This is a genomic window from Staphylococcus casei (assembly GCF_030294405.1).
Classification (GTDB): domain Bacteria; phylum Bacillota; class Bacilli; order Staphylococcales; family Staphylococcaceae; genus Staphylococcus; species Staphylococcus succinus.
The window spans coordinates 1,750,280-1,762,173 of the sequence record NZ_CP125718.1; the positions used below are offsets into that span (position 1 = coordinate 1,750,280).

Annotated in this window: 10 protein-coding genes; 1 reads left to right on the forward strand and 9 read right to left on the reverse strand. The window is 34.5% G+C overall.

From position 1 onward, the window contains the following. Positions 1-4: 4 nt before the first annotated feature. The 9 genes from QMO72_RS08450 to fapR all read right to left on the reverse strand — a co-directional run bounded on the left by QMO72_RS08450 (position 5) and on the right by fapR (position 9,832). On the reverse strand, positions 5-337 hold the full coding sequence (locus QMO72_RS08450; protein ID WP_046836228.1) for a putative DNA-binding protein: 333 nt from the start codon (positions 335-337) through the stop codon (positions 5-7). Further along, a complete protein-coding gene (gene ftsY, locus QMO72_RS08455) occupies positions 324-1,541 on the reverse strand; it encodes a signal recognition particle-docking protein FtsY (protein ID WP_103267845.1) in 1,218 nt (405 codons plus the stop codon). The genes QMO72_RS08450 and ftsY overlap by 14 nt, the downstream gene beginning before the upstream one ends. Beyond that, positions 1,538-5,107, reverse strand: a complete 3,570-nt coding sequence (smc, locus tag QMO72_RS08460; RefSeq protein WP_103267846.1) for a chromosome segregation protein SMC — start codon at positions 5,105-5,107, stop codon at positions 1,538-1,540. The genes ftsY and smc overlap by 4 nt, the downstream gene beginning before the upstream one ends. A gap of 81 nt (positions 5,108-5,188) precedes the next feature. Further along, positions 5,189-5,899, reverse strand: coding sequence for a ribonuclease III (rnc, locus tag QMO72_RS08465; protein ID WP_433963175.1), 711 nt, complete (start codon positions 5,897-5,899; stop codon positions 5,189-5,191). A 255-nt stretch (positions 5,900-6,154) separates the two neighbouring features. After that, the gene (locus QMO72_RS08470) at positions 6,155-6,388 is read right to left on the reverse strand and encodes an acyl carrier protein (RefSeq protein WP_046836224.1); all 234 of its coding nucleotides are present in this window, start codon (positions 6,386-6,388) and stop codon (positions 6,155-6,157) included. A 249-nt stretch (positions 6,389-6,637) separates the two neighbouring features. Next, positions 6,638-7,372: a 3-oxoacyl-[acyl-carrier-protein] reductase gene (fabG, locus tag QMO72_RS08475; protein ID WP_103267848.1), complete on the reverse strand. Its 735-nt coding sequence runs from the start codon at positions 7,370-7,372 to the stop codon at positions 6,638-6,640. Continuing rightward, entirely contained in the window at positions 7,365-8,291 is a 927-nt protein-coding gene (gene fabD, locus QMO72_RS08480) for an ACP S-malonyltransferase (RefSeq protein WP_103267849.1), read from the reverse strand. Before fabD ends, fabG begins: the two co-directional genes overlap by 8 nt. Further along, a complete protein-coding gene (plsX, locus tag QMO72_RS08485) occupies positions 8,284-9,270 on the reverse strand; it encodes a phosphate acyltransferase PlsX (RefSeq protein WP_103267850.1) in 987 nt (328 codons plus the stop codon). The genes fabD and plsX overlap by 8 nt, the downstream gene beginning before the upstream one ends. Continuing rightward, on the reverse strand, positions 9,263-9,832 hold the full coding sequence (fapR, locus tag QMO72_RS08490) for a transcription factor FapR (protein ID WP_069824264.1): 570 nt from the start codon (positions 9,830-9,832) through the stop codon (positions 9,263-9,265). Before fapR ends, plsX begins: the two co-directional genes overlap by 8 nt. Before the next feature lie 329 nt (positions 9,833-10,161). Between fapR and QMO72_RS08495 the strand changes: the two genes are divergently transcribed. After that, a complete protein-coding gene (locus QMO72_RS08495) occupies positions 10,162-11,736 on the forward strand; it encodes a M4 family metallopeptidase (RefSeq protein ID WP_103267640.1) in 1,575 nt (524 codons plus the stop codon). Positions 11,737-11,894 lie beyond the last annotated feature (158 nt).

The window sequence follows — 11,894 nt, forward strand, 5'->3', positions numbered from 1 at the left end:
TCATCTATTCTAAATCTTCAAGTGATTGAATGTATTGTTTTATTTTTTCTGGATCATTCATATGTTCTTTCATTTTCCCGTATATATCTTGCCTTTGTTCAAAGTTTTTATATAATCCCAATTTTTCTTCATAATCTTCTACTAAGTCGCCAGTTCTTCTTATATTATCATAAACTGCTTGACGACTCACATCAAAAGTATCAGCGATTTCACTTAAAGAATAATCTTGTAAATAAAATAGTTCTAAATAATTACGCTGCTTATCAGTTAACAAAGATTGATAAAAATCAAATAGATAATTCATTCGAATTGTTTTAATTAAATCATTTTGACTCATTGGAATTACCTTCTAAGTCATCATCTTCGGACTTTGGTGCTGCTATTTCGTCAGCTTCATCAACATTTTGTTCAATCATATCAGCAAATAGTCCGTATACATAACTTTCAGGATTGAATGGTTGTAAGTCATCTAATTTTTCACCTAAGCCAACGTATTTAACAGGTATATGTAGTTCATTACGTATCGCTAATACAATACCACCTTTAGCAGTACCATCTAGTTTTGCTAAGACTATACCTGTAACATTTGTCACTTCTTTAAATGATTTTGCTTGTGATAATGCATTTTGACCAGTAGTAGCATCTAAGCAAAGTAATACTTCGTGAGGTGCTTCTGGTACAGCACGCCCAATTACACGTTTTACTTTTTCTAATTCATTCATCAAATTAGATTTGTTTTGTAAACGTCCCGCAGTATCACAAATTAAAATATCTACTTCTTTACTTTTAGCTGCATTAATAGCATCGTACATCACTGCCGCAGGATCTGACCCTTCACTTTGGCTCATCACTTCGACACCAACGCGCTCTCCCCACACTTTAAGTTGCTCTATCGCACCAGCTCTAAATGTATCACCAGCTGCAAGCATAACTTTTTTGCCTTCAGATTTATAACGATGTGCTAATTTACCAATCGTAGTTGTCTTACCTACACCATTTACACCCACCATAAGGATCACATTCAGACGACCATCTTCCAAATCCATTACTTCAGAATTTTCCTCGTCTTGATGATAGATTTCAACAATTTTTTCCACAATGACTTCACGTAAATCTTCAGTTTCAGAAATATTGCGACGTTGTGCTTCTTCACGTAATTCTTCTACAAGTTGCATGACGGTGTTAAATCCAACATCGGCAGTAATAAGCATTTCTTCTAAAGCTTCAAAGAAATCTTCGTCTACTTTACGATAACGTGCAATCAAGTTATTTAATTGCTCTTGGAAATTTTCACGTGATTTTTCTAAACCAGCTTTAAATTTTGCTCCGAGTTGTTGCGCTTCGATTTCTTCAAAGTCTTCAATTGAAATCAAGCCATCTTCATCAAAATCTGCTTCTTTTAATTTTTTAGGTTTTTTTGAGGTTTTATCTTTGTCCTCATCACTATTGTGTTCTGCTTCTAGTTGCTCTAATTGTTCATCTTGTTGTTGATTTTCATCTGAACCTGAAAATTTATTTTTTAATCGTTTGAAAAAGCTCATGCTTGTTCCTCCTTCATGACTTGATCTATCGTATTTAAATTAACACTTACCAATTTGGATACACCTGATTCTTGCATGGTAACACCATATAGACAATCTGAAAATTCCATCGTCCCTTTTCGGTGCGTAATTACGATAAACTGTGTTTGATCTGATAATTTTTTAAGGTACTGAGCATAGCGTATAACGTTAGCTTCATCTAATGCTGCTTCTACTTCATCTAAGATAACAAACGGAGCTGAACGTACTTTTAAGATTGCGAATAATAAAGCAATTGCACTCAACGCACGTTCTCCACCACTTAATAAAGACAGATGTTGCAATTTTTTACCAGGAGGTTGAACAATGATATCCACCCCTGCTGTTAAATAATCATCACCTGACAAACGTAACTCAGCTTGTCCACCACCAAACAGTGACTTAAATACTTCTGAGAAATAACCTTGTACTGCAAAAAACGTCTCTTTAAAACGATCTTTTACTTCTTGATCCATTTCTTCGATAATTTGTTCTAGTGTTAACTTTGCTGCTCTTAAATCTGTACGTTGTTCATCTAAGAATGTATAACGTGTATTAATTTCTTCAAATTGCTCGATAGCATTTAAATTAACTGGTCCAAGTTCTTCTATGGACATTTTTGTTAATTTAACTTTTTTACGTATTACATCGATATCTTCATCTAAATCATATAATTGACTCGCGCGTTCATAAGTTAAATGATAATCCTCACTTAAGTGGTCAATAGCATAATTGATTAACACGTCAAGTCGAGACTGTTCAGACTTAATGTCTTGGTAGCGATTTTCTATTGATAAAATATCTTGATGAGCTTCTTGTAATTGCTGATCTGTCGCTTCTATTGTATCATTCAAAGCCATTCTACGCGATTTAATTTCTTCAAGTGTCGTCGTCAAATTATCTCGATCTGCCTTACTTTCCGCGATACTACTTTGAATGGTTTCAAAAGCCTTTTCGCCAGTCATTTCATCTGAGTTAAATAACCTTATTTGTTCATCTAATTTCTGCTGTTGATCTGCTGCATGAAGCAACTGTTTTTCTAACCTTGCCTTCGTTTGTTGTTGGCTATTGAGCCGCTCTTTTACTACAGCTAAATCAGATTGTTTTTGATGTAATTGTTGTTGCATTTGTGTTGTACTTTCTTTGCCTTCTTTAGACAATTTAGTGTACAAGTCAATGTCATGCTCTAATTGTTGTAATTGAGCTTTTATTTCGTCTAATCTTTGCTTTTTATCTATGAGTGTTTGTTTACTCGTTTCACTCTGATATCCATCATTTTTTTCAAATTCAAATTCTTCATGCTCATCTTTGATATGGGCTTCTTTTTTACGTAAACGATCTAATTCTAATTCGCAATCATGCACTGTTTGCTTTAAGTGATTATAACTTTGACTTGTATCAAAATATTTTTCACTTATTTCATCAGACTGTGCTTTAACTGTTTGAAATTGTTTTTCGAATTCAATGGTTTGCTGTTGGTAGTCTTCCAATTGTTGTCGCATAGTTGTTAACTCGTCTTTTTGAGCTAAAATACTTTTCGTTTTACGATCACCGCCGCCAGTCATTGAACCACCAGGGTTAACAATATCCCCTTCTAACGTTACTATTCGTGTACGGTAACGAATTGAACGTGCAAGCTCATTCGCATGCTTTAAGTCATCGACAATAATCGTATTACCGAGTAGGTTTTGTATTACATTTTGATATGATTGATCAACTTGTATGGCTTGTGCGGCAACATTAATAAAGCCATGCGTCTCTTGTGCAATTTTTAAAATATCGCTACCCAATTGTCTTGGTTGGATGATATTCAATGGTAAAAACGTGGCTCTTCCCAAACCATGTTGCTTTAAATATTGAATCGCTTGTCTACCATCTTTTTCAGAATCCACAATAACATGTTGTAATGATGCACCTAACGCCGTTTCAATCGCTTTCGTTAACTTCGAAGGCACTTGAATAATTTCGGCTACTGCGCCATGTATACCAGAAAGCTTATCTTTTTTAGCTTTAAGTATGTGTTTTACTCCGTTGAAGAAATAACTGTATTCTTCTTGTTGTGTAGATAAACTATCTATACGTGATTTTAGCTTGTCGTTAAAACGATAAGCTTGATGTAATTTTTCTTCATATGTTTCTTGTTGTTGTTTGAGTTCGGTTAATTTGCGTTCGTATTTATTTAATTGTTGCTCTGACTGTTTCAGTTCTTTTTGTGTACTTTGACGTTGTTTGTCTGCATCATTAATATCACTTTGAATGTTTTTCAATTCTTCATATGCTTCAAGTAATCTTGAATCTAATCGTGATTGTTTGGACTCATTTTCTTGAATTGTGTGTTCTAAAAAGCGAATATCATTATTGACATCAGATTGCTCAGACATTAATTGATAGTAGTTATCTTTAATTTTTTCTAACTTTTCATCATGTTGTTCATCTGTAACATAAAGTTGTGATTCAAAGTAATGTATTTTTTCATTCAATTCTTTTTGTTGTTGCTTTAATTGATCGATCTTTGTCTGTGCCTCTGTCTGTTCTTCTTTAAGTGTATGTGATTGATGCTCTAAACTCGCTTGCTCTTCTTCAAACCTCGCATTTGTTTCAGATTGATTCTTTTTCCGTTCTTCTAAAACCTTAAGCTGTCCTGCATATTTTTCAACATCTTCTGTTGCTTTAACTAATTGAAAGTTCAACGTTTCTATTTGATTATCAATTTGTTGTCGCTCAGATTTATATTTATTTAGCGCTTGCGTATGTTGTACTTTTTCCGCATCTTTAGCTTCTTGTTGGCTCTTTAAGAAGTTCAGATTATCATCAAGTTCATGGATACTTTTACTATATTGTTCAATGTCATGCACTGTAACCAGTACATCACTTTTTTCCATCTCTTGAGAAAGGTGCTTGTATTCTTTAGCAATTGCTGCTTCCTCTCTTAAAGGCTCGACGCGTCCTTCTAAGTCATATAGAATATCTTCTACTCGAGAAAGGTTATCTTCAGTTTGGTCTAATTTTTGTACAGCAGTTGCCTTACGTTTCTTGTACTTTAACACACCTGCAGACTCTTCCAATATTTGTCGTCTATCCACAGGTTTTGCATTTAATATTTCGTCGACACGTCCTTGTGAAATAATGCTAAATGCTTCTTTCCCTAAGCCAGAGTCTAAAAATAAATCCACAATATCTTTTAATCTGGCACGTTCGTTATTAAGATAGTATTCGCTTTCACCACTTCTATATAACCGACGTGTAACCAACACTTCAGGTGATTCTATTTGTAGTTTTCCAGAACTATTATCTAACTTTAATCTTACTTCTGCATAATTTTGAGCTTTTCTATGTTCAGCTCCGGAGAAGATAATATCTTCCATTTTAGCACCACGAAGTGATTTGGCTGATTGTTCACCTAGTACCCATTTGATTGCGTCGGTGATATTACTTTTCCCACTACCGTTCGGTCCAACAATTGCTGTTACTCCTTCATCGAACTGTACATTTGTATGTTCAGCAAAAGATTTAAACCCAACGGCATCTATTGATTTCAAATATACCATGTTATGCTCCTTAATCATTACATTGCCAGTGAGAAGATTTATAACAACGTATTCTTTATTTCGTATGACATCATTACAAAGTTATAACCCTTTGTTTTTCATTAATTTATATGCACTTTCCGCTGCTTTTTGTTCTGATTCTTTTTTAGTCTTACCTTTACCTTCAGCTACAGCAGTATCCTCTAGAATGACTTCTGATGTGAATAAACGATGATGTGCCGGACCTTCTTCATTTATTAAACGATAGGTTACATCACCTTTGTTTTGCTGATGGACATATTCTTGAAATTGCGTTTTAAAATCCACTACCCCATCAAGTTCATCATCCTCCACATACGGGAAAATAATTTTTTCAGCAAACTTCCATACAGATGGTAAACCTTGATCTAAGTACAAAGCGCCTACAAATGCTTCAAAAGCATCTGAAACAAGTGAAGGTCGCGTTCTTCCACCTGTTTTTTCCTCACCTTTTCCTAATAAAATAAGATCATTAAGCTGAATTTTTTTGGCAAATATTACAAGTGAAGGCTCACAAACAATTGTTGCACGCATTTTTGTTAAATTACCTTCAGGCAATTCTGGATATTTATCGAACAAATAGCGTGAAACCGTCAATTCTAATACCGCATCTCCTAAAAACTCTAATCGTTCATTATGATCCAAACGATCCATATTAAAATCATTGATAAAGCTAGAATGTGAAAATGCTTGTTGATATAATTCTACTTGATTAAAATTCAATTCTAATTCTTGCATTTTTTGAGCAAACCTTTTTTGGAATGCTTGAACCATTTCTGTTTTCTTATTATTGGTCAATCTCTTTCCTCCTCAGATTTACAGCTAGACTACCCATACATCCTTATATTTTACGTGATTTCAACATAAAACTAAAGAAAAAACTGTTTGCTTTATCCGTCATTTAATGACTGCCATTCACGAATTCAATATGTTTAATATACCTATACAGATTTCTCTTTGCTTAAGCGCTACTATTTTTAGCCAATAAAAAATCTGAGCCGTAATTTCAACGACTCAGATATTTGTTTATTATTTTTCAATGCTATTGATAAAACTAACTGCATCACCAACAGTGTTGATTTTTTCAGCTTCTTCATCAGGAATTTCAGTACCAAATTCGTCTTCTAATTCCATAACTAATTCAGCGATGTCAAGTGAGTCAGCGCCTAAATCATCTTTAAAAGATGCTCCTTCAGTTACCTTTTCAGCGTCAACCCCTAGACGGTCAACAATGATATCTTTTACTTTGTCAAAGTTTTCCACGTCGATTCACCTCCTTTTAAAAAGTCTAATTATAGACTTTTATATTTTCCCATTTTATCTATTGAAATACAAGTGGCAATTAGATGGATAAGTGTATATTTTCGTATATTATTGTAGTTTTAACCTTAACTTTATATAGGTGACGTACAACTAAATTAAGCGCTATAAATGTTACGATAATCGCATAATCAAATATCTTATCACACTGATTCCACCCTAACATGTCGTTTATAGACATGCCACAAGCATTTACATATACATACCGCCATTAACGTGAATTGTTTGGCCAGTAATATATTTGGCTTTATCCGATGCTAAAAAGGCTACAGTGTTAGCAATATCTTTATCGTCTCCAAATCTTGCTAATGGAATTTGCTCTAACATTTGTGATTTTAACTCATCACTCAAAGCATCTGTCATGTCTGAGACAATAAAGCCAGGCGCTACAGCATTTACAGTGATATTTCTTGAAGCTAATTCTCTTGCAGATGATTTAGTTAAACCAATGACCCCTGCTTTTGTTGCAACATAATTCGCTTGACCTGGATTACCCATAGCACCAACAACACTAGATAAATTGATAATTGCTCCGCTTTTTTGTCTCAACATTTGTGGTGTTACTTTTTGTATACAATTAAACACACCTTTTAAATTTGTGTCGATAACATCGTCCCATTCTTGTTCTTTCATACGCATGATTAAATTATCACGTGTAATGCCAGCATTATTTACAAGCACATCAACTGAACCAAATTGACTAACTACTTCTTTAATCATCGCTTTGACTTCAGTACCTACTGCAACATTCGCTTGAATTGCAAAGCTTTCTACACCTTTAGCTTTGATTTCTTCCACAACTGCATCTGCTTTGTCTTTACTGCCAGCATAGTTTACTGCGACATTATACCCTTCTTCGGCTAATTGGATGGCGATACTGCGTCCAATCCCTCTTGAAGCTCCGGTTACCAATGCACTTTTAGTCATTTTCATTCCATCCTTTCACATCTTCTAGCGTCTGAATTGAAGTTAATTTTACATCTCTATTAATCTTTTTAATTAATCCTGAAAGTACTTTACCAGGACCAATTTCAATGAAATGATCAACGCCTTGGTCGATAAGCCATTGTGTTGATTCAATGAATTGTACTGGCGAATAAAGTTGTTTAATCATATGCGCTTTAATCACTTTTGCATCCGTTTCGCCTTTAGCGTGGACATTTTGTACTACTGGAAATTGAGCATCATGCCATTCAAACTGATCGATATATGTAGCGAAGTCAGCCTCAATGACTTGCATCATTGCAGAATGGAATGGCCCAGATACAGCAAGTGGTAGCACGCGTTTAGCTCCCATCGCCTTGCCTTCAGCTACAAGTTGATCGATTAATGTTTTATGTCCTGAAACAACGATTTGTCCTGGAGCATTAATATTGGCTGGTTCGATAATTTCATCTTCGGTAGATAGCTTTTGACATATTTCTTCTACCGCTTCATAATCTAGCCCTAAAACAGCTGCCATACTACCAACACCATCAGGAAACGCCGCAGCCATCAATTGACCTCGTTTACGCACAATCTTCACTGCATCTTCAAACGCAAGTACACCGCTTGCAACTAAGCTTACATATTCGCCTAAGCTATGTCCCATAGTATAATCTGCATCTAATTTTTCAAGCGCTTGTAATAGCGCAGAGCTATGTGTTAATAAAGCTGGTTGTGTATTTTCCGTTTGACCTAATTTTTCTTCTGAATCTGTAAACATCGTTTCTAATATATCGAAGTCCATTTGTGCTTGGGCTTGATTAAGTATTTCTGTTGCTGCTTCATTATGTTCGTATAAATCATTTGCCATCCCGACTTTTTGTGAACCTTGGCCCGGGAAAATAATTGCTGTTTTACTCATTTCCTTCACCCACCGTTTCTTTCATTGTTTCAACAATCTTTTGTTCTCCAGCTATTTTAGCTTGGCGAATCGCTGAATAAAAAGCTTTCGCACTTGAACTACCATGCGCTTTGACTACAATACCATTCAACCCTAATAACACTGAACCGCCATATTCTGCATAATCCATTTTTGTTGTTAAAGCATTTAAGTCTTTACGTAAAACAAGTGCAGCCAATTTATTTTTAAAGCTACTTAACAATGTTGTTTTAAGCATTTTACCTATGGATTTTGCTACACCTTCTAAGTTTTTAAGAATCATATTTCCGGTATATCCATCCGTTACTACTACATCTGCTTCGCCTGTCATTAGTGCTTTCGCTTCAATATTACCAGTGAATTTAAAGTCTTGCTGTGCTTCCATTAGACTATACGCTTTCTTCGTAAGTGTATTGCCTTTTGAAGCCTCTGTACCAATATTCAATAAACTTACTGAAGGGTGTTGAACACCACGAATTTTCTGCGCGTATATATTTCCTAGTTTTGCATATTGTAATAGGTGCTCGGCTTTCGCATCCGCATTTGCCCCCACATCCATAAATACAAAGCCTTCGCCTGAAATAGTAGGTAAAGTAACAACTAAAGCTGGTCGTTCTACGCCTTTAATACGACCAACTATAAATAAACCAGCAGACATTAAGGCGCCTGTATTTCCTGCAGACACGCAGCCATCAGCTTCGCCCGCTTTCACAGCCTCTGCCATTCGCACCATTGAACTATCTTTTTTACGTTTAATTGCTCTAACTGGTTCATCTTCCATGGTAATTTCTTCAGTACAATGACGTACTTCTACACGATCGTGATTGAGATTACATTGGGCTTGATTCCCAAATAATATTATTTCTAAATCTTTAAAATCATTTATAGCCTTTTTAACAGCTTCCAAAACGATTCCAGGTGCTTCATCTCCACCCATCATATCAATCGCTATTTTAACCATTTTGTTCATCCTCACTTATATAATACATTTTGAATGTACCTTGAAATACAATGCTACCTTTGACATAAGAATTTACATTGATCATATAATATTTGTTTGTAATTTCAACAGCCTGTGCCTCCGCACGTACCGTATCATTTAATTTAACTGGTTTTAAAAACGTCACATTACTTTCTTTTGTTAATACAGTTGGTTTATGTATAAGTGCTACACATAGGGAGTTTGCTTGTGCAAACAGTACATGACCTCTAGCAATTTGATTTCTTGTAAATACTGAATCTTCATCAATTTCAATGATTGATGTTGCCTCTTGATTAGGTTGTACATTAATTACATCACCTATGATTTCACTACCATCAATTGAGCGAATATTTTCATGATTTTTTCTAGCTACTGATTTAATTCGCTTCCTTAGCTCCGGAATATTTAAGTATTTACGATCTAGTCTAATAGTTTGAATACTTACGGAAAACAGTATACTTAAATCTAAATCAGTAATAAAGGGGTTTTTTTCAATTTCTTTTTTAATTGCATCGCGACGTTCTTGTTTTTTTAATTTCATACATTCGAACTCCCTTTTTAGTACCAAGTCTTAAACATTCCTAACACATCATAACACTTTCTTTTTATAATGCTCAACAAATAACACCACATTAACACATTCTTTTTATACTACTTTACGAAATTTTTATATAAATTACTCATTTACTCATTTTCAATCATAAAAATTAATATAATAAATATTCAACGTGATTTAATAATTACACTTTTATAAATTTTAAATATATTTGGAAATAGTTATTGATTTAAACTAATTTTAATTGCATAATGATGACTAATTAACAATTTAATAGATTTATTCGTTTCGCATATCATTCAGGAGGTTTTTAAATGAAAAAATTATTACTAACAACTTTGTTATCTAGTGCTACAATTGCTTTATTAAGTAACGTCACCGAGGCAGAAGCAAAAGAAGAGGCTCAGCAAACGATTGCTCCTCAACAATTGAAGCAACTGGATAATTTAGAAATCAACAATGATCAAGACCCAGTGCGTATATTAAAAGAAAATGCTCAAAAACTAATTCAAGATCAAAATAAATCTCAAAATGAAAGTTATACGCGTTCAGCATTTGACCAATATAGTGTCGTTGATAAAGAACAAGATAAAACAGGCGCAACGCACTATACACTTACCCCAAAGAAAAACAATATAACAGCAACTGATAGTAAAATTAAAATACACGTTAACAAAAATAACAAAGTCACTTTAATTAACGGAAATTTAGATAAACCAAAAATCGAACTGACAAACAACCAAAAACTAACAAAAAGTGATGCTGAAGGCAAAGCTTTCCAATCTCTCGGTATAAATAAAAGTGATGTAAGTAACATTAAAGGTTATCCAGTTATCAGCAATAATAAATTAGATATAAACAGCGATAAAAAGAAATTAATTTATAATGTGGAAATTAACTATATTCATCCTAAAGCAGCACATTGGAAAATACAGGTCGATGCAAATACAGGTGAAATTATAAAAAAACAAGACTTAATTGAAAATGCTAGTGCAACAGGAAAAGGTACCGGTGTCAATGGCGATGAAAAGTCACCGTTAAACATTTCTTCTGCGCTTGGTAAGTACACGTTACACGATGTATCACAAGATGCTGAAATTGAAACACGCTCAGCAAACAGTACAGAAAACTTATCTTTACCAATCGTCAACAGTGACACTAATTTCGATAAAGAAGAACAACGCGCTGGTGTAGATGCACATTATTATGCTAATTCAGTTTACAACTATTATTTAGACAATTTTGGCCGTAATAGCTTAGATGGTAATGGCAGTAAAATTGACTCTGTAGTACATTATGGTAAGCAGTACAACAATGCTGCTTGGACTGGTCAATACATGATTTATGGTGATGGCGATGGCAAACAATTTGCACCATTATCCGCTGCTAACGATGTCGTTGCACATGAATTAACACATGCTGTTACCGAACATACTGCTGGGTTAGAGTATCATGACCAACCCGGTGCATTAAATGAATCCTTCTCAGACGTTTTTGGTTACTTTAATGATCCAGACGATTGGTTAATGGGAGAAGATGCATACACACCTGGAAAAGACGGTGATGGTTTAAGAAGTCTATCTAACCCAGAACAATATGACCAACCAGCAAACATGAGTGATTACTATCAAGGTACTGAAGACGAAGGTGGCGTACATATAAATAGTGGTATACCAAATAAAGCTGCATACTTAACAATCAAGTCTATTGGCAAAGATAAAGCACAACAAATATATTATTTAGCTTTAACGCAATACCTAACACCAAATTCTCAATTCGTTGATGCGAAACTCGCACTTAAAGAAGCTGCAAATCAATTATATGGTGACAATAGCACGGAAGCAGATGCTATCGATAAAGCTTGGAATGATGTAGGCGTTACTGAATAATCACAACGCTTCTACTTTAAAACTAAGCGCTGTAAAACTTCTAACTAAAAAAGGCATGATCTTAAAGATGAAATTTAATTCTTTAAGATCATGCCTTTTGATTTAATATGTGACAACTGCTACAGGTGATCAGCAGTTTCAGTTAAGCCCTATGTGTC